This window comes from Lactobacillus sp. wkB8, assembly GCF_000761135.1.
Taxonomy (GTDB): Bacteria; Bacillota; Bacilli; order Lactobacillales; family Lactobacillaceae; genus Lactobacillus; species Lactobacillus helsingborgensis.
In genome coordinates this window covers 1-19937 of record NZ_CP009531.1, presented here as the reverse complement: position 1 = coordinate 19937, position 19937 = coordinate 1, and the positions used below count along the sequence as shown (strand labels likewise).

The following is a 19937-nucleotide window of genomic DNA, read 5'->3' as shown; positions in this document are numbered from 1 at the left end:
AGAGAATAATGAGAGTAAGTAATCATAACTATTTATAATCAACTATTTTTAATAGAAAGTTATCATGACCAATAATATAATAAAAAAGAATGTAATTAGTCTTAATCGATTTACATATTATGAAGATCAGTTATATAAGGAGTATTGAAAAATGAAAAATGAAAAAATAATTTATGATAATCTTAAAAACTTTATAGACAACTGTACTGAAAAAAATTATCGTACTCCTGATTATAAATACAATATAGCATTACCTACTAAAGGTGAACCTATTCTCTTTAAAAATAATGAATTACATAAATTAGTAAATAATATAATCGAAGATAAGGTTCTCGGGGAAAATTTTTCCGGCGGTGCTGAAAAGTTTCTAACAAATAAAATTATGGATATGATTACCAGCTACAAATACATTAAAAACAGAAGCACAGACTATGTAGCTCAAAAAATAATTAATATGTTAAAAGAAAAAAAGGTGCCTTACACTTTCTTTTTACCTGTTTATGGAATTAAAGTAAGTTCGATTTACCCAGAAAATTATAAGAATATAGCTATTTGCCCTGCAAAATATAAAAACGATCAAATTAATAATTTTATTAAAACAAAAAATCTTAAAAAGAGTGATCGATTGTCCGAAGAAATGAATACGACTGATAGTAAGAAATCATATATTTTTATTAAAGTATATGCGAATAATTCGGAAACAGCAAAAGAACTTAGTTTAAGTTATGCAAATGACCTAATATTAGCACTACACAGTATTTATAGTAATATAGATAATTCATATATTATAGGGATAGGGGATGATGAAGATTACACTTCATCAATAAGTGCTTTATATTACAAAGATGATGGAATAATACAAGAAACATCCAGAAGAAAAGATAACAAATCATTTCCTCTTCAAGTTGATTTATCTTTGACAAATTCAGAAAACAACATATTAAAAGTTTTTATGAGCATTTTAAACAATAAAATTAAGAATAATCAAAGTATTAAAGCAGAAGATATAGAAAATAAAATATACAGTTCTATTAAATACATTGGAAGAGCAACTATTGAAAGTAATTTAGAACAAGCATTTTTAGATTTAATGATAGCAATTGAATCTTTAGTAGAAGAGAAAGATTTCAGTCAAAATATTACAGATCAAATTTGTGAAAGATGTGCAGAACTACTCAGTAATGAACTTGAAACTAGAACAAGCATGTATAGTAAACTAAAGGCATTATATACTAAGAGATCGAACTTAGTTCATGGAAGCAAGAAACCAAAAATAACATTATCAGATTTATATTATTTACGTGGAATAAGTTTGCAATTATGCATATATTTTGTTAAAAATATAGAAAAATTTAAGAATATTAATTGGCATGATTTTTATTTAAAATTACGCTTTAATTAATTCTGTAGTAATAGATATTAGAAAACATGATTCGTTCTTTTTATATACATCCATAGAACTGATGGACTTATCTTTTTTGAGATATTTAAATCACAATATCTAGTTTCTCATTAATATCATTAGTAAAATAAAAAAGGTTAATTTTGTTTAACCTTCTATTGTAGCTTGTCCTTCTCCTTACACAGCTAAATTAATTATACATAAAATAGCTGTAAATAAATCTAATTTAAAGTCCATAAATCCTTATAACAAAAGATTTTCTATACCTTTTGTATTAAGTTTAAAATCATTCCATTTAAAAGTCTCAGTGTATAGTGTTCCATCAGGCTTAGCAAAGCCAATTTCAATTTTTCCTTTATAATTTTCAAGGTGGTAGTCTCTATTAATATCACTCACATGAAATTCATACTCTAAAGAATTTCCTGGTTTAATTTCTTTTTTTTCATAGCTTGTTGGTCTCACAAAATCATCTAATTTATTTTTTCTTAGCCCATAAAATTGTAGTACTACGATATTATTACTTTGATTAAAAGCTGAAAACGTAATTGAAAGAGTCGAAGGAATTGTTTTTTTGCTAATTTTATCGATATCTTGCTTTAATGAATGAAATACTTTTACATCAGGGCGTTTTCTAGTTGCAAAATGCAAAGACGTTATTACTGATGCAGTAGTAGCTAATCCTCCAATCCACTCAGCTAAGGATCCTATTTGCTCACCGATTAAGTTTATTTTGTAATGTATTTTTCCATCTATTATTATGCCTATGATTATTCCGAAAAAAAGCCAAATCAACCAAGTATATTTTTCATAGAATTGGCTGAATTTTTGTTTGATCTCAATACTCATAAATACCCCTTAATTATATTATTTATTACTTAAACATATTTTATCATTAAAAACGGGCTTTCAAGCCCGTTAAATCACCATATTTAGTACTCTTAAATTTCTACAAGCGCATTCTAAACACACGCAAATTTTCAATGTGTTTGAAATGTGTTAATTTCAAAGAATTTCATTTTGGTTCAAATTAATAAAAAAGCCTTTCAAATCAACAATTTGAAAGGCTTAAACGTATTTATTAATGCTGACTAGAGGATTCGAACCTCCGACCTCATCATTACTAGTGACGTGCTCTGCCAACTGAGCTAAGTCAGCATTGTCATATCTCGACAACGATATTAATTAAAACATATTCTATCAGTTTACGCAAGCACTTTTTGACTTTTTCTCGGTTTTTGCTATAACTAAACTTTGGCGTACTTTTTTAAGAGTATAATATAATAAAAGATTTAGAAATGGAGTGGATGTAATGGCAAATTTTGCAGCGATTAACGCGCAATTCCCCTGGCTATTAAGACTCATAGTTGCATCATTATGCGGGGCGCTAATCGGTTATGAACGCGCAATTCAAAGGAAAAGCGCCGGAGTGCGAACACATATTGTAGTTGCCTTTTCTTCCGCACTATTCATGATAGTTTCAAAGTACGGCTTTGGCGATTTATTAAAAATGTCTGATCTCGCTTTAGACCCTTCCAGAATTGCAGCTCAAATAGTTTCCGGTATTTCATTTATTGGCGCTGGCGCTATTTTAGTTAAAAAGCAGCAAATTTCCGGTTTAACCACGGCAGCTGGTATTTGGGCCACAGCTGCAATCGGCATGGCAATTGGATCAGGTTTATATTTTATCGGAATTTTGGCAACTGCTTTTCTCTTTGTTATTCAAATGATGTTTCACGATGATGCTATAATTGATAAAATCATCATGCATATTCGTTTTAACATTCAAATAGAAGCGGTTAATAAGCCGAATATTTTGCACACTATTGAGCAGGAGCTTGAAGCAAATCATGTTGAAAATGTTTCTGTCAAGATACTGTTTGTTAGTGACGAGCGAATTATCTTTTTTGTAGATGGTATTATTAACAATAATATTGATGAAAATGATATTATTATGGCTCTACGAAAATATCCTGATATTAAGCGCATCAGTTATGCCAGTATAGACAAATAGTACAAATAATCTTTAAGCAATAGTTAATTCTATTGTTTTTTTTGCATTAATTAGCTACTAATTGCTTTTACTTATTACAATGTTAATATAAGTTTTTATTCGAAAGGAGAAATGTTATGGCTGGTTCCCTTGACTATTTACGTTGGCGTGGTGATTTAACTTTTTCTGAAAAACCATTTAACAGTGTTGATGCATCATTGCTATCATCTATTGCTTATTTACCAGCTGACAGTTCTGCCAACGGGCATACGCTAAAAGAAGTGGCAGAAAAACTCCGCAATTTGCCCTCTTTTCAGCATCAAATGCATACAGAAACGGCAACCGAAATATTTTTATTACCAGAAAGTCCCCGAATTGGAAATATTAAAATTTTAGATTGGACAGACAAACTGGCAAAAGACCCTCATCCCTTGCAATTTACTGCTGCCACCTTTTCACTTGATTCAGATACCATTGCCATTTCCTTTCGGGGAACAGATGGTACCATGATTGGCTTAAACGAAGACATGGGCATGAATTACTTGCCAGAAATTTACGGTCAAGATGTCGCAGCCAAGTATCTTACCGCTATTGCAGAAAAATTTACTAACCAAAAGATTTTTTTACTTGGTCATTCAAAGGGCGGCAATTTTGCTCAATATGCTCTAAGCGCTGTTGAGCCTGAAATTCAGAACCGGGTAATAAAAGCGATTAGTTTTGACGGACCAGGCTTTTTCCATAAAGTATATACGAGTTCTGGGTTTACCGCTTCAATGTCTAAAATGAAAACCTATATCCCTCAGGGTTCAATTTTTGGTGCTATGCTTGATCATCCCGAACAAACTTTAGTGGTCAAAAGTACCGTACCAATGCGCAACCAACATGATCCGCGCCGCTGGTCTGTAGGCAGAGACAGTTTTACCTTAGCTGACGGGCTCTCATCAGGCAGTCGCGTAATTAGACACGCGCTCATTAATTTTAATAATTCTATTCCAGACCAAGAAAGAGGCACTGCCTTTTCAGATCTATTTGAGGCCTTTGAAAATTATGACATTGATGAATTAAACCAATTAACCAGTAATAAAATTGTGGGAACATATAGGTTTGGGCGCGTCTTTCTCTCTCTTGAACCCCAAGAGCGAAAATTGCTGACCCAAGTCTTGAGCAATATCTGGAATTCATATAAAAGAAATATGACTTTGCCTCTGATGGCCAGCAATTATGAACTTTATCCTAAAAGCAATGATTCAAATAAAGCTCCAGTGTTTTATGAATTTTACGACCCAGATCGTCCGAATCTTAAACTACCAGAAAGTGTTCTACGTAAATTAAAGTAAATTGTTTCATGTGTAACCCAAAAAGAGGCTGGAAAACTAAAATGTTTTCCAGCCTCTTTTACTTAACTAATTAACTAGTTATTTCTTCATTTTATCCTTAACGTCATCAACTTTATCTTTGACGTTTTCAGTAGCTTCTTGTGCCTTGTCTTTAACATCTCCAGCAGCTTGTTGAACCTTGCCTTTGACTTCTTTAGCTTTGCCAGCTACCTTGTCTTTAAATCCTTTATCGGCCATCTTAATCGGTCCTTTCCCAAAAAATTAGCGAAAATTTTCTATTCACACCTTAATAGTACAATGTTGTAAAAATATTGTCATCAAAAACGCTTTATTTTTTGTTAAAAAATGCAATTAAAACAAAAAGCTGTGGCATTTTAGTCTAAATTACCACAACTTTTATTACTTATTATTCATTAGGCTGATCATGACTATAATCGAGGTTTGAAAAGCGATTATACGGTTTGGAAAACATTAACTTGACTGTTCCCCTACTACCTGAACGGTTCTTTTCGATAATAACTTCCACTTCACCGTTATCATCTTCTGCCGCCACTTCTTTATCCTTATTACCATCTTCCTCATCACGATAATAATCATCACGATAAAGAAACGAAACAATATCCGCATCCTGCTCAATTGAACCGGACTCACGAATATCAGATAAAACGGGTCTCTTATCTTGTCTTTGTTCAACTGACCGTGATAACTGTGACAAGGCAATCACAGGCACGTGCAGCTCCTTGGCCAATTTCTTTAGTTGCCGTGAAATAGCCGAAACCTCCTGCTGACGTGATTCACTGTGAGGACCTTCAATTAGCTGCAAGTAGTCAATGACTATTAACCCTAAATTGCCTTTTTCTTTGGCGAGCCTGCGTGCCTGCGCTCTAATTTCACTCATTTTAATACCTGGAGTGTCATCAATGTAAATGCTGGCTGTTGCTAAAGAACCCGAAGCTGCAACCAATTTAGGCCATTCATCTTCATCCAGTTGACCAGTTCGCAAATGTTGCGAATTAATCAAGCCTTCTGATGCCAGCATTCTTTGGACCAACTGTTCGCCACTCATTTCCAAAGAAAACATTGCCACTGTTTTATCTGTGTGCAAGCCTACATATTGCGCCACGTTAAGAGCAAAAGAAGTCTTACCCACTCCGGGACGGGCGGCTACAATTACCAGCTCATCATCATGAAAACCAGTAGTCATTTTATCAAGCTCAACAAATCCAGTGGGCAGTCCCGTGACCATGTTGCCATCTTCTGGAATATCATTGATTTCATCAATAGCCGAATTAACAATATCCTTGATATTGCGAAAACCATTGGCGTTATTTTCCGATGAAACATTCATGATCTCGCTTTCGGCGTTATCTAAAATGTCAGTAACATCATCAGAATCCTGCATTGCATTCGTTATAATTTTTTGGCTGGCAGAAATAAGCCGCCGCAACAGTGCCTTCCGATGAACAATTTTAGCATAATAAGTGACATGGGCAGCTGTCGGTGTTGCCATAGCTAATTCAGAAACGTAAGCAATACCGCCAATATCGTCTAGTTGATTTTTCTTAGTTAATTCATCTTGCAGAGTTAACGGGTCGATTGCATCCTCACGATCAGATAGATCAAGCATAGCCTGAAAAACCAGCTGGTTGGCCTTTTTATAAAAATCGTCGGGTTGAACCTCTGCACTCGCATCAGCAATTGCATCAGGATCAATAAAAATTGCACCTAAAACTGCCTTTTCCGCCTCATCATCGTGCGGTATTTGCTGTGAGACAATATTATCCATTAATCACGCCCACTTTTTATCAGAATCTATTTCAGGGCTAATCCTGTTCAGTAATATGAACGCGAATTTTGCCTTCTACGCCCTTGAATAACTTAACCGGTACATTAGTGTAGCCCAATGATTTAATCGGTTCAGGCAGGTTCAATTTGCGCTTGTCAATTTTAATACCAAATTGCTGCTCCAAGCCTTCCACAATCTTTTTTCCTGAGATCGAACCGAATAGCCTTGAGTCAGAACCGGCCTTAGATTTGAAATTAACGACTGTTTCATCCTTATCAAGTTCAGACTTGATTTTTTCAGCTTCAGCCTTTTCACTTTCGTATGCTGCTTTTTCATTAGCAGCCACTCTTTCCAAAGTGTGCATGTTAGCTTTGGTAGCTGCTTTAGCTAATCCTCTTTTAAATAAAAAGTTTTGGGCATAACCATCAGGAACATTTTTAACTTCTCCACGTTTACCGCGACCTTTAACATCTTTAGTAAAAATAACTTTCATTGTGCTCTCCTTTTATTCATTTTCTTGTTCATAAGTATCCACTGCCTCAAGTAATTTAGCAAGTGCATCCTTAACAGTAATCCCTTTAATTTGGGTGGCAGCATTAGACAGATGACCACCGCCGCCGAGTTTTTCCATTATAACCTGGACATTAATATCACCCATTGAACGGGCTGATATACCAATTGTATCTTTGTCACGCCGAGTAATAGCAAAACTAGCTTCAACGTTTTCCAAATCTAGAGCAGTATCCGCAGCCTGAGCAGTAACAATTGGATCTATTTCCTTGTCATCAGGTCCGCATAAAACAGCCATCTTAGGCTTGATCATCTGCAAGCTGCTGACAAGACGAGTGCGCTCCAGAAAACTATCAATATCTTCTTTTAGCAACTCGCTAACACCCATCGTACTTGCACCAATTGAACGTAAATAGCTGGCCGCATCGAACGTTCTAGTACCCGTACGCAATGAAAATTCTTTGGAATCAACCGTAATTCCTGCCAGCATTGCCGTAGCGTCAAGATCTGTTAAAACGCGCTTACCAGAACTAGGCTGCTGGTATTCCACCATTTCAGTCACCAGCTCACAAGCTGACGAAGCATAAGGCTCAACGTATGTCAGCATTGGATTTTCCGGAAATTCCTCGCCGCGTCGGTGATGATCAATCACAATAATTCTATCTCTGAGCCGTTCGTATAATTCTTTTGAATATGTGATAGAGTATTTCGAATGGTCAACCATGACCAACATTGACTTAGCGGTCAACTCATTTAGTGCATCATCTGGGGAAATGAAAATATCATTATCTCCCTTTACTTTTGCCATTTTCGCAACTAAGCGACTGACATCATAGTTGGTTTTATTGACATCTAGGACAAAATTAGCTTTTACATGGTGCAAACGGGCGATTTTGACAACGCCTATTCCACTACCAACCGAATCCATATCTGGGCTGGCATGACCAACTACAAAAACGCGATCCGCTTCTTTAAAAAGCTCGCTAATTGCTTGTGAAACCATTCTGGCTCTGACCCTGGTTCTCTTTTCCATCGGATTAGATTTACCACCAAAGAAACGGGCAGCCTTTCCTGGCTGGCTAAGAACAACCTGATCGCCGCCCCGACCCAGTGCCAAGTCAAGGTTAGATTGCGCCTGATCAGCTAATTCGGTAATCAAACTACTACCAAAGGCAATTCCAATAGACAACGTCAAAGGGGTATTATTACGACTTGTTTCCAAGCGTATTTTATCCAAAACAGAAAATTTATCTTTTTCCATCTGAGTCAAATCTTGCATATGAAGCAAAAGCAAAAAATGATCTTCGTCGATACGCTTAAGATACGCGTTGAATTTTTTCGCATAATCACTCAGAGTATTTTGCACATAAGCACTGGTAGCGGTCAGCTCTTGATCATGCATTGTTTCACTTAGCTCATCATAATTATCAATAAATATTTGTCCGATGGCTAATAATTCATTCTGATAGCGTTCTTCAATTTTGGCATAACGCGTAATGTCAAGCAAATAGACAACGCCGAGATTGTCCTGAATAACCATTTCAAATTGATGACCATCCCAATTTACTACATGATTTTCGGCAGTTTTTGCCTTTAATGATTCATCAATTAATTTATCTAGTTCAGGGTCAACCGCTGCTATTGTGTGACCAATTAATTCTTCATTTTTTAAATAGAGTTGTAAATAAGGATTTGCCCACTGAATTTGGCGATCCTTATCATATAGCAAAATGCCCAGAGGCATTTTAATCATTGCTTCTTGCTCGCTGCGCTTAATCCGATAAGATAAACTGACAGCAAAGTTATTCGCATTGCCAGCTAAGATATATGCGCCATAAACAACACACGCCACAGTCAAAATAAAGATCAAGACCATAGCCAAGCCAAATAATGGGCTCATAATCATGGCAACGATGCTGCCTAAAAGCGACAAGGCTAAAATGATAATAACAGAAGCTGTTAGTCTGGAATCTTTAATAAAAGCAGGAAATTCAAGCTTACGTAAAAAATCTTTCATGTAAGGTCCTTCCTAAATTAATGTATAATACATCATTATCATTATACATTGGATTGACTGGATAAGAAACTCCCCAATATTAAGGTTAAAAATATCGTTATGTCAGTTTCAGTTACTCTAATTTCACGTCCTGCACTATTGCTAAATTACTGCGACCCTGTTTTAGGTAAAATAAAATCTCGAAATTAAGTAAGCTTAATCTCGAGATTTATCTCATTAACAGTCTATATTTTGATATTAAGTAATCAGTAGCACTACTTAATTCCTGTTAGTTGCTTTTATTAGTCTTCAGTAACAAATGGCAACAAGCCCATAATGCGAGCTCTTTCAATTGCTTTAGCTACTTTACGTTGGTTCTTAGCGCTGGTGCCAGTGACACGACGTGGTAAGATTTTACCTCTTTCGGAGATAAAACGTTTCAACAAATCAACGTCCTTGTAGTCAACGTAATCAATATGGTTGGCAGCAATGTAGTCAACCTTACGACGACGATGGGCGCCGCCTCTCCTTTGTTGAGCCATATCCTAGGTCCTTTCTATCAATTTAGAATGGTAAATCATCATCAGAAATATCAATGGTATCGCCTGAACCGGCAAATGGATCCTGAGTATTATCTAGGCCATTGTTCTGGTTTGGCGTACCCATATTAGGGTTGTTATTGGTATTTTGATTACCATAATTACCATTATTATTTGGTGTGTAACCACCATTTTGACCACGGGCCTCACGATCTTTGCGTGATTCAAGCAATGAGAAATTATCAACAATAACTTCCGTTACATATACTCTTTGCCCGTCTTTATTATCGTAGTTTCTGGTTTGAATTCGGCCATCAATACCAACAAGTGAACCTTTAGACGTAAAATTACAGAAATTTTCTGCTGCTTTGCGCCAAATGACACAACTGATAAAATCTGCACCTCTCTCACCTTGAGCGTTAGTATATTGACGATCGACGGCAAGAGTAAACGTAGCAACCGAGATTCCACTCCCAGTAGTACGTAATTCAGGATCACGTGTTAAACGGCCAACAAGTACAACTCGATTAATCATACTTTAGGTCCTTCCTTTCCTAAATCACGAAAACGATAACGTTTTTGTTCTTAATTATCCAACTTTAACAGTCATTGAACGTAAAACGGCAGTATCAATCTTGGATAAACGGTCAAATTCGTTAACTGCGTCAGCGTTATCAGCAGTGAAAGTCATAACGTGATATAATCCCTCACGATATTTATTAATTTCATATGCGAAATGACGCTTTTCCCAGTCTTTTGACTCAACCATCGTACCACCATTATCGGTAATAACTTTATCATAGTTTTCAACCAACGCCTTTTTTGATTCTTCATCAATGTCAGGCTTGATAATATAAGTTATTTCGTACTTAGTAGTTGTCATACTAGTGCACCTCCTTCTGGACTAAATGGTTCTTGCTAAAAATCAAGAACAAGGAGTAATGAAGTTTATTACTCGCAATCTCTAATTCTAGCACATAAATAAAAAATTACCAAACTATCTTCACGTGATCCACTAAGAAATTTTCATCCCTTATTAATAAATACGTTAAATAATTTGCTAATTTTTTAAAATTTTAGTTTAGTAATTAATCCTGCTCACTGTCAGTTTCTTCGGCTGCAGCAACTTCTTGATCTTCTTCGGCAGGAACTACCGCAAGACTGGCAACTTTATTGTTGTCATTAACTTTGATCAAGCGAACACCCAAAGTGCTGCGCCCGGTTTGAGAAACATCCTTTGTCTTAAAGCGGATCATGATACCATCATCAGTAATCACCATGATATCCTGGCTGCCATCGATCACTGTCACACCAGAGAGTGGACCATTTTTCTCGGTAATATTTGCGGTTTTAATACCTTTTCCGCCGCGACCTTTAGTTGGGTATTCGGCAGCTGCTGTTCTCTTGCCGTAACCCTTTTCTGAAATGACTAGCACTTCATCGCTATTCTTAATGACGCCAGAGCCAACCACATAGTCATTTTCGCGTAAATTAATTCCGCGAACGCCAGCTGCTGTCCGGCCCATTGAACGAACTGTCTGCTCATTAAAGCGTACGGCGTAACCTAAGTGAGTACCGATTAAAATATCTTGTTTGCCATCAGTAGCTAAGACATTATTCAACTCATCGCCATCACGCAAGGTTAAAGCAATTAAACCGCTGTTACGGATATTGCCAAATTCACTGACATGTGTCCGTTTGACCGTCCCCATCTTTGTAATGAAGAATAAGTATTGGTCATCCGCATCTTCAGGAATATTAACAATCGTTTGGATTTTTTCGCCCTTTTCCAGTTGCAATAAGTTGACTATTGGGAGACCCTTGGCTGTACGGCCAAATTCCGGAATTTCATAGGCTTTCTTTGAATAAACCTTGCCCTTGTTGGTAAAGAACAGTAGCATATCATGCGTGCTTGAGTAAATGAGGTTGGCAATGAAGTCGCCATCTTTAACGCCCATACCTTTAATACCTTTACCACCACGATTTTGAGTCTTAAATTCAGTAATTGGCATCCGCTTAATGTAGCCACTATGAGTTAAGGTTAGTAAAACATCTTGTTTTTCAATTAAATCTTCATCTTCAATTGAAACAACTTCACTGGCACCAATCTTAGTCCGCCGATCATCACCAAAGCGCTTTTGAATATCCAGCAATTCATTGTAGATTATTTCATTAATGCGCTCCGGCTTTGCCAAAATATCTTTATAGTCGGCAATTTTAGCTTGTAATTCCTTATATTCAGCTTCAACCTTGTCACGCTCAAGACCTGTTAACCGTACCAAGCGCATATCTAAAATGGCTTGTGACTGCTTGTCATCAAGACCAAAACGACTGATTAAGGCAGCTTTAGCAATATCGCTTGATTGACTCTGCCGAATGATGTGGACGATTTCGTCAATATGATCAAGGGCAATTTGGAGACCTTCAAGAATGTGTGCTCTAGCTTCGGCTTTGGCTAATTCAAATTTAGTTCTACGGGTAACAACATCTTCTTGGTGTTCCAAGTAATATTGCAGCATCTGCTTGAGGCTTAAAAAGTGCGGTGCACCATCGACGATTGCTACCATATTCATGCCAAAGTTAGCTTGCATTTGCGTCAGTTTAAACAAGTTATTTAAAACCACACTAGCGCTGGCATCACGGCGGATATCAATGGTAATTCTCATCCCCGTTTGATCTGATTCATCACGCACACCAGTAATACCATCAATTGTTTTAGCACGCGCTAAATCAGCAATTTTCTTAACCAGTTCTGCTTTATTAACCAAGTATGGTATTTCAGTGACGACTATTCTTTCACGGCCACTTTTTTCAGTTTCAATATTGGTATTAGCACGAACGACAATATTGCCACGACCAGTTTCATAGGCGCGATAAATGCCGCCGCGACCCATGATTGTTCCGCCTGTAGGAAAATCAGGACCTGGGATTGCCTTCATCAGTTCTTTAGTAGTGATAGCGGGATTATTCATTAACATGTGCAGTCCCTTAATCACTTCTGAAAGGTTGTGTGGCGGAATATTGGTAGTCATACCAACCGCAATACCGCTAGTACCGTTAACCAAAAGATTTGGTATTCTAGCCGGCAATACCACCGGTTCATTTTCAGAATCATCATAATTGCGTTGCCAATTAACAGTGTTTTTATTGATATCCCTCAGCATTTCAACGGCTATTTTGCTCATGCGCGCCTCAGTGTAACGCATTGCGGCGGGCTCATCACCATCAACTGAACCAAAATTGCCGTGTCCGTCAACGAGCATATAGCGGTAGCTGAAATCTTGGGCCATATGAGCCATTGCCAAATAAATTGAGGAATCACCGTGAGGGTGGAATTTACCCATAACCTCCCCTACAATTCTGGCAGACTTCTTGTATGGTTTATCTGGTGTAACACCTAGTTCACTCATACCATATAAAATCCGGCGTTGAACCGGCTTTAAGCCATCACGCACATCGGGTAAAGCCCGTGCGACGATAACGGACATGGCATAATCCAAGAATGAACTATTCATTACGCTGGTCAAATCAACGTTTCTTATTCTGTGATCTTGACCTTGATTGTCGTTATCCATTTAAACCTCCTATGCATCCAAGTTTTCAACGTATTTAGCGTTAGTTTCAATAAAATTGCGTCGTGGTCCTACTTCATTACCCATCAGTAATTCGAAGACCTCATCGGCATTTTTAGCATATTCCGGGCTAACACGGTCAAGCCGTCTATTCTCAGGGTTCATAGTCGTATCCCATAATTGTTCAGGATCCATTTCACCTAATCCCTTATAACGTTGTACCAACGGTTTGGGACTCGGCTGCAAACTGCCCAGATAATCATGCAATTCTTCATCGGTATCTAAATATCTGACCACTTTGCCTTGGCGCACTTGGTATAGAGGCGGACGTGCAATATAAACGTAGCCCTTTTCAATCATCGGCCGCATATAATTGTAAAAGAGAGTCAAGAGTAGTGTTCGAATGTGAGCCCCATCGACATCGGCATCTGTCATAATGATTAATTTGTGATAACGAGCCTTAGACACATCAAAATCTGCGCCAAAACCGGTTCCTAAAGCTGTAAACAGTGACCTAATTTCTTGGTTAGCCAAAATGCGGTCCATTGACGCTTTTTCAACGTTCAAAATCTTACCACGGATTGGCAAAATCGCCTGTGTTAATCTTGACCGACCTTGTTTAGCAGAGCCTCCAGCCGAATTACCCTCGACTATAAATAATTCAGAAATGCTGGGGTCATTACTAGTGTTGTCAGCTAACTTACCAGGCAAATTAGCGATCTCCAATCCAGATTTCTTACGTGTCACTTCACGCGCACGTTTAGCAGCTGTTCTAGCACGTTCAGCCAGTTGGGCTTTTTCAACAATCTTCCGGCCAACTTGCGGATTTTCCATTAAGAAACGGTTGAAGGTTTCAGAAAAAGCGTGATCTACTGCAGTCCGTGCATCAGAGTTCCCTAATTTGGTCTTAGTCTGACCTTCAAATTGCGGATTAGGGTGCTTAACTGAAACAACAGCAGTCATTCCTTCACGAATATCTTCCCCTGAAAGATTATCATCACTATCTTTTAATAACTTGGTCTTATGGGCATAATCATTAACTACCCGCGTTAAGGCTGTCTTGAACCCTGCCTCGTGCATTCCGCCTTCATAAGTATGGATATTATTGGCAAAGGTCATTAATGTTGTTTTATAGCCTTTTGTATACTGCAAAGAAACTTCAACGTTGATATCGTTATCGTTACCTTCTACATAAATCGGCTCATCGAATAATACTTCTGTATCACGATTTAAGAATGAAACGTATTCCTGAATTCCGCCTTCATAGTGATAAACATCGGTTTCCGCACTTTCTTTACGCTTATCTGTAAACGTTAATTTCAGGCCCTTATTTAAAAAGGCTAACTCACGGATACGGTTTTTGAGAATCTTATCATCAAATGAAGTGGTTTCAGTAAAAATGTCTGGATCTGGGAAAAAATGGACGATAGTACCATGCTCAGATAATGGAACTGTCCCAATCATTTTCATTTCGTCAACTACACGGCCACGGCTAAAATCAATAAAATATTTTTTACCGTCACGCATAGTCGTAACGTCCAGTTTGGTCGAAAGAGCGTTAACGACTGACGCACCTACTCCGTGCAAACCACCAGAAACCTTATAGCCGCCACCGCCAAATTTACCACCGGCATGTAAAACAGTAAAAACAGTTTCCAGAGCTGGCCGGCCAGTTTTCTTTTGAATATCTACCGGAATACCACGACCATCGTCTTGGACAGTAACGCTGCCGTCCTCATTGATGGTGACTTCAATTTTAGTGGCAAAACCGGCAAGACTTTCATCAATACCATTATCAATTATTTCCCAAACTAAATGGTGCAAGCCCTGAGAACTGGTAGAACCAATATACATTCCTGGACGCTTACGAACTGCTTCAAGTCCGCCTAAGACCTGAATCTGACTGGCATTATATTTATCGGCTTCTTTTTCATATTGCTTAATTTGATTGAGATTTTCTTTTTCATTATCTGCCATGCAATTTCCCCTCTTCTAAATAAATTTGTCCAGATTTAATTTGGTATATTTTCGGTTTTTTAATTATTTCCCAGGAAATACCCGCAAGATCTGTTGTCGTAATAAATGTTTGTGTTTTGCCGTGAATGTAATTAAGTAAGGCGCTTTGTCGTTTATGATCAAGTTCGCTCATAACATCGTCAAGCAGCAATAATGGATATTCAGCAGTTATCTGGTGCACGAGCTGTATTTCGGCCAGTTTAAGACTGAGCGCTATGGTTCTTTGCTGCCCTTGAGAACCATATAAATGCGCATCTTTGCCATTAAGTGTAAACTCAATATCATCTCTGTGAGGACCACTCAAAGTAGTACCTTTGATAATTTCAACCTTCTGATTTTTTTGGAAGTTAGTCAGTAACTTATGATAGACTTCTTCAACACTATCTTTTTCTGTTATTTCCTTAACTGACGGTTGGTAAGTTACCTGCAAATTTTCTGCACCGGTACTAATGTGATTATAGGCATCTTGGGCGTACTCATCTAAGCTTTTTAGGAATTGAAAACGGCGAACAACTACTTCTGCTGCAACTCCAGCCAATTGATCAGATAAAACTTCCAAGAACATGGTATCGTGCGCATCACCCTTTGCTAATTGCTTTAAGTAATTATTTTTTTGCTGCAAGACTTGCTTATACTTGCCAGCAAAATAGAGGTATTCTGCACTAATTTGCCCAAATTCCTGATCCATAAAACGTCTTCTCAGACTAGGTGCGCCTTTAATCAAATCTAAATCTTCTGGAGAAAATAAAATAGCGTTCAATTGTCCCACATATTTGGACAACTTCGCTTGTTCAATCCGATTAACCCAAACTTTTTTACCCTTTTTAGTAATTAGAACCCGCAGAGATAAGTCAATTTGGCTTTTATATACATGACCAGATACATTGGCATAATCTTGACCAAAAGCAATTAATTCTTTGTCATTACTAGTTCTGTGAGAACGTGTTAAAGCCAAAAAGTAAATTGCTTCGAGTAAGTTAGTTTTGCCTTGCGCGTTTTGACCTATGAAAATATTGACGTTGGGATCAAAATCAACCTCAAACTGCTGCAGATTACGGTAATTTTGTGCAATAAAATGCTTGAGATACATTTAATGCTACCGCAATTCATAAGTTTCTTGGTTTACTTCAAGCTTGTCACCAGAACGCAATTTCTTGCCGCGTCTTTGTTCTTTGACCCCATTCAGTAAAATTGGATTGTCTTGCAGGTACCACTTAGCCTGACCACCAGAAGAAATGATACTTTCTTCTTTTAAAAATTGCCCTAGAGTGATGTACTCACTCGTTAACTTAAACTCTTTGATCATAACCACCTTCACCACTTTAAATACCTATAATAAGTATATTCGTTTCACAAGTAAAAAACAACTAAAAGCCCGTATAAAGCCATATAAACGGCTTTTTTTAAAATAAACAATTCATAGTAAATGACATTAAAAATAAACTGACAAGCATTTTCGGTCGATTATAAAAAGTTGACTCTAAAAAAAGCCATCAAATGATGACTTTTTATTTATGCTCAATTTAATGATTAAAATGTTCTAACTGGGGTAATCAGTTGGACAAAATCAATAGCGCTTTTATCTGGGTTGACCGTAAATGGTCGCAGCGGTTGCGTGAATGACATCACAACTGAGTCAGTTACTGAAGCTTTCAAGGCGTCACGTAAATAATCAGGATTAAATGAAATTTTCAGATTTTTACCTGTCAGCTTTTTAAAGCCGACATCTTCTTCAACATTACCAATTTCAGCGGACTCACCAGACAGTTTGGCAATTTGCTTGTCGACATCAAGAGTTAAATCAACTACGTTATTGCGTCCAGCATGTGTCAGTAAACTTGCCCGATCTAGTGCACTGGAAAGTTCCATTAAATCAAATTCCACAGTTGTCGTGCTATCTGTTGGGATTAGGCGCTCAGTATCAGGATAGCTGCCTTCAAGCAAACGTGAATAAAACAGAATATTGCCGATTTCAAAAAGAACCTGATTTTCTCCCGGACATACTCTAATTTCAGGGTTAGTTTCACCAATAATCCGAGCAAGCTCAAGCAAGCTTTTTCCAGGAATGATCAGATCAGTCTTGGATTGCGGACCATTTTCTAAAGCTAAGGCCCGACTAGACAACCTATGGGAATCGGTGGCTACAGCATGAATCTTATCTGGACTAAAAGTAAAATGCACTCCCGTTAATACTAAGCGGCTTTCTTGAGTTGCAACGGCAAATTGAGTTTCATTGATAATTTCGCGGAAAGTTTTTCCCGAAATAACAAAAGAGGACTCGTCAGGAATTTCCGGTAATCTTGGGTAGTTATTGGCATCCAAACCATTAATTGTAAACTCACTATTTTCTGAGATAATTTGGGTTTGAAAGCTTTCTTTAACTTCTAGAGAAAATTCTTTTCCAGGCAATCGTCTTATAATTTCACTAAAAAAGCGTGCTGGTAATACAATTGAGCCGGTAGAGCCCACAGTTAGATCTTCACTAACCGGAATTTTAATTTCTATTGAAATATCGGTATCACTACCAGTTAAGAGTAATTCATCTTCAGATAAGTTAAGCTTAATTCCACTGAGAATAGGGATAGTTGCTCTGGAAGAAATGGCATGCATTACATTGTTTAAATTGTCTAGAAAAAGATTTCTGTTTACGGTAAATTTCATTTGGAGCCTCCTGTTATTTTGTCTATTTCCTTTATATTAATTATATATTTAATTAGTAGTATTAGTAGGTCTTGTGACTTCTGTTGAAAAGTTATTACAGCCTTAAAATAACGTAATTATTACGGTTAAGAAAATGTGTACAACTCTGCTATTTTTCCACAGTGAATAACTTTTAGCGGTCAAGCATCTGCTTTAAATCAAAGACAGCGGTCTTAATATCGGAATTAGTTTTTATTTCCCGGCTGATTTTTTCATAAGCATGCATAACGGTTGTGTGATCCTTACCACCAAATTCCTGGCCAATTTTAGGAAGGCTGGAATCAGTTAATTCACGGGACAAATACATTGCTATTTGCCGTGGTACCACAATTTGGCGTACACGCTTTTTTCCTTTTAATTCGTGCGTTGAAGTTTGAAAATAATTTGCAACTACTTCTTGAATTTTAGAGATTTGCAAGCCCTGATTTTTCTGGACTAATTTGAGATCAGCCAGCGCCTCACGCGCTAGATTGACATTAATGTCTTCATGTTCAATTGTGGCGTGTGCTTGGACTTTTACTAAAGCACCTTCAAGTTCACGGATATTGGTATCAACTTGGGAAGCGATATAGTCTAAAGTATTGTCATCAATAGTTAAGTTTTCGGCTTCGGCTTTTTTGCGTAAAATTGCGATTCGGGTTTCTAAGTCGGGTGGGGTAATTTCAACCTGTAAGCCCCAGGTAAACCTTGATACCAAACGTTCGGATAGATCTGGTATTTCGGTTGGAAGCCGGTCACTTGTCATGACTATCTGCTTTTGGTCATTATAAAGCGTTTCGAACGTATGGAAGAATTCTTCCTGAATACCTTCTTTTTTTGCAAAAAATTGAATATCGTCAACTAATAATAAGTCGCATGTGCGGTATTTAGCGCGGAACTGATCCTGCGTTTTGTTCTTAATTGAGTTAATAAAGTCATTAACGAAAGTTTCACTTTGAATGTAAACGACTTTTGCATTGGGGCGTTCCGCCAACATCTGATGGCCAATAGCCTGCATCAGGTGCGTTTTTCCTAAACCGACACCGCCAAAAATAAAAAGGGGATTATAAAAGCTACCAGGACTGTCAGCTACCGCCAAAGCAGCTCCCGCTGCTAATTTATTTCCTTCACCTTGAACAAAGTTGTCAAAAGTATATTTTTCATTGAGTTTCAGGCTGCGCACAAATGCGTTATCTGTTTGTGGGCGGGTATTCTCAGAAACTACTTGAGTTTGCACTTTTGGAGTTACTAGTCTTTCTGTACTTTTATCACCTTCAATTTGAAAAACTGGCATAACTTCAATATTGGCATACCCGTAAGCAGATTGAATTAATTGCGACGCCAAATTTTTTTCCCAATATCCCTTAGTTACAGGATTTTGGACTGCAATTTTCAATTCATGAGTTTCCTTATTATAGGAAAGAGGCCTGGTGTTTTTAAACCAGGCGTTATAAGCTACCTCATTAAAATGTTCGTGCATTTCGCTAATAAAATGATGCCAAAATTTATTAATATCAAACAAAATATTTCCCTCCGCTTACGTTGAGCAACACATATTTTACCATCTAATAAAAATGTTTTCCACAAGTGAACAACATTAATTCAGAATTAACAAGTTGTGGATAGATTAATAGGGAAAATGCACAAAAAAATGCTGAATTTTGCTAATTAATTATTTATGTACAATAAATTTGTGGAAATTTTATACTGCTATGACAGTAAAAGATCATTCTTGGGTGACAATATATCCACATACTGTGCATAAAATTTTAAACAGCTTGTAGATTGTGGATAAAAATGTGGAAAATCATGTTAATTGCAAAATGTGGATAATTTTTAGAGCGAAAATGTAAACAGCTTAAATGAAGAATAGATAGCCTACTAAGAACAAAATCTTTTGTCATGACATAAAAAGATTAACTTTTAGTTCGGAGGGAAAAGTAATAATAATTAATTTAAAAGCTTATAGTTAGTTTTCGTATAACTTTAGTATTAAAGTCTGCAATTTATAAAGCTATAGCAGAAGCGCAAAAAGACATATTTGCTATTTTTCAAATATATCTTTTTGGTTAGTTAATTTTTTACTGCATTCTGCATTAAACTTCGTTAA

Annotated in this window: 17 protein-coding genes and 1 tRNA gene; 3 read left to right on the top strand and 15 right to left on the bottom strand. The window is 37.0% G+C overall.

Going from position 1 to position 19937, the window contains the following annotated elements; all coding sequences use genetic code 11:
* Positions 1 to 151: 151 nt before the first annotated feature.
* Positions 152 to 1402: a HEPN domain-containing protein gene (locus tag LACWKB8_RS00085; RefSeq protein WP_038520466.1), complete on the top strand. Its 1251-nt coding sequence runs from the start codon at positions 152 to 154 to the stop codon at positions 1400 to 1402.
* 243 nt (positions 1403 to 1645) lie between these two features.
* Here the strand turns inward: LACWKB8_RS00085 and LACWKB8_RS00080 are convergent, their stop codons facing one another.
* Positions 1646 to 2248, bottom strand: coding sequence for a hypothetical protein (locus tag LACWKB8_RS00080; protein WP_038520463.1), 603 nt, complete (start codon positions 2246 to 2248; stop codon positions 1646 to 1648).
* A gap of 236 nt (positions 2249 to 2484) precedes the next feature.
* Positions 2485 to 2557, bottom strand: a tRNA-Thr gene (locus LACWKB8_RS00075).
* A gap of 154 nt (positions 2558 to 2711) precedes the next feature.
* Here LACWKB8_RS00075 and LACWKB8_RS00070 point away from each other — a divergent pair.
* Both LACWKB8_RS00070 and LACWKB8_RS00065 read left to right on the top strand, forming a co-directional pair.
* Positions 2712 to 3413, top strand: a complete 702-nt coding sequence (locus LACWKB8_RS00070; RefSeq protein ID WP_038520460.1) for an MgtC/SapB family protein — start codon at positions 2712 to 2714, stop codon at positions 3411 to 3413.
* A gap of 116 nt (positions 3414 to 3529) precedes the next feature.
* Complete coding sequence (locus LACWKB8_RS00065; protein ID WP_038520457.1) at positions 3530 to 4729, top strand: DUF2974 domain-containing protein; 1200 nt, start codon at positions 3530 to 3532, stop codon at positions 4727 to 4729.
* A gap of 78 nt (positions 4730 to 4807) precedes the next feature.
* Here the strand turns inward: LACWKB8_RS00065 and LACWKB8_RS09195 are convergent, their stop codons facing one another.
* From LACWKB8_RS09195 to dnaA, 13 genes are all read right to left on the bottom strand, one after another.
* Positions 4808 to 4966: a CsbD family protein gene (locus LACWKB8_RS09195; RefSeq protein ID WP_109585634.1), complete on the bottom strand. Its 159-nt coding sequence runs from the start codon at positions 4964 to 4966 to the stop codon at positions 4808 to 4810.
* A 169-nt stretch (positions 4967 to 5135) separates the two neighbouring features.
* Complete coding sequence (dnaB, locus tag LACWKB8_RS00060) at positions 5136 to 6515, bottom strand: replicative DNA helicase (protein ID WP_038520455.1); 1380 nt, start codon at positions 6513 to 6515, stop codon at positions 5136 to 5138.
* A gap of 37 nt (positions 6516 to 6552) precedes the next feature.
* Positions 6553 to 7008 carry a 50S ribosomal protein L9 gene (rplI, locus tag LACWKB8_RS00055; protein ID WP_038520452.1) on the bottom strand — a complete coding sequence of 152 codons (456 nt, stop codon included), beginning with the start codon at positions 7006 to 7008 and terminating at the stop codon, positions 6553 to 6555.
* A gap of 12 nt (positions 7009 to 7020) precedes the next feature.
* On the bottom strand, positions 7021 to 9042 hold the full coding sequence (locus tag LACWKB8_RS00050; RefSeq protein ID WP_038520449.1) for a DHH family phosphoesterase: 2022 nt from the start codon (positions 9040 to 9042) through the stop codon (positions 7021 to 7023).
* A gap of 281 nt (positions 9043 to 9323) precedes the next feature.
* A complete protein-coding gene (gene rpsR / locus LACWKB8_RS00045) occupies positions 9324 to 9563 on the bottom strand; it encodes a 30S ribosomal protein S18 (RefSeq protein WP_038520445.1) in 240 nt (79 codons plus the stop codon).
* 22 nt (positions 9564 to 9585) lie between these two features.
* Positions 9586 to 10095, bottom strand: coding sequence for a single-stranded DNA-binding protein (gene ssb, locus LACWKB8_RS00040; RefSeq protein WP_038520442.1), 510 nt, complete (start codon positions 10093 to 10095; stop codon positions 9586 to 9588).
* Positions 10096 to 10149: 54 nt separating this feature from the next.
* A complete protein-coding gene (rpsF, locus tag LACWKB8_RS00035) occupies positions 10150 to 10443 on the bottom strand; it encodes a 30S ribosomal protein S6 (RefSeq protein ID WP_034978626.1) in 294 nt (97 codons plus the stop codon).
* A 205-nt stretch (positions 10444 to 10648) separates the two neighbouring features.
* Positions 10649 to 13135: a DNA gyrase subunit A gene (gene gyrA, locus LACWKB8_RS00030; RefSeq protein WP_038520437.1), complete on the bottom strand. Its 2487-nt coding sequence runs from the start codon at positions 13133 to 13135 to the stop codon at positions 10649 to 10651.
* 9 nt (positions 13136 to 13144) lie between these two features.
* Positions 13145 to 15109, bottom strand: coding sequence for a DNA topoisomerase (ATP-hydrolyzing) subunit B (gyrB, locus tag LACWKB8_RS00025; protein ID WP_038520435.1), 1965 nt, complete (start codon positions 15107 to 15109; stop codon positions 13145 to 13147).
* Entirely contained in the window at positions 15099 to 16238 is a 1140-nt protein-coding gene (gene recF, locus LACWKB8_RS00020; protein ID WP_038520433.1) for a DNA replication/repair protein RecF, read from the bottom strand. The genes gyrB and recF overlap by 11 nt, the downstream gene beginning before the upstream one ends.
* A gap of 6 nt (positions 16239 to 16244) precedes the next feature.
* A complete protein-coding gene (gene yaaA / locus LACWKB8_RS00015) occupies positions 16245 to 16454 on the bottom strand; it encodes a S4 domain-containing protein YaaA (protein WP_038520430.1) in 210 nt (69 codons plus the stop codon).
* Between the two features lie 224 nt (positions 16455 to 16678).
* Entirely contained in the window at positions 16679 to 17809 is a 1131-nt protein-coding gene (gene dnaN / locus LACWKB8_RS00010; RefSeq protein WP_038520428.1) for a DNA polymerase III subunit beta, read from the bottom strand.
* A gap of 172 nt (positions 17810 to 17981) precedes the next feature.
* The gene (dnaA, locus tag LACWKB8_RS00005; RefSeq protein WP_038520426.1) at positions 17982 to 19349 is read right to left on the bottom strand and encodes a chromosomal replication initiator protein DnaA; all 1368 of its coding nucleotides are present in this window, start codon (positions 19347 to 19349) and stop codon (positions 17982 to 17984) included.
* Between the last annotated feature and the right edge of the window lie 588 nt (positions 19350 to 19937).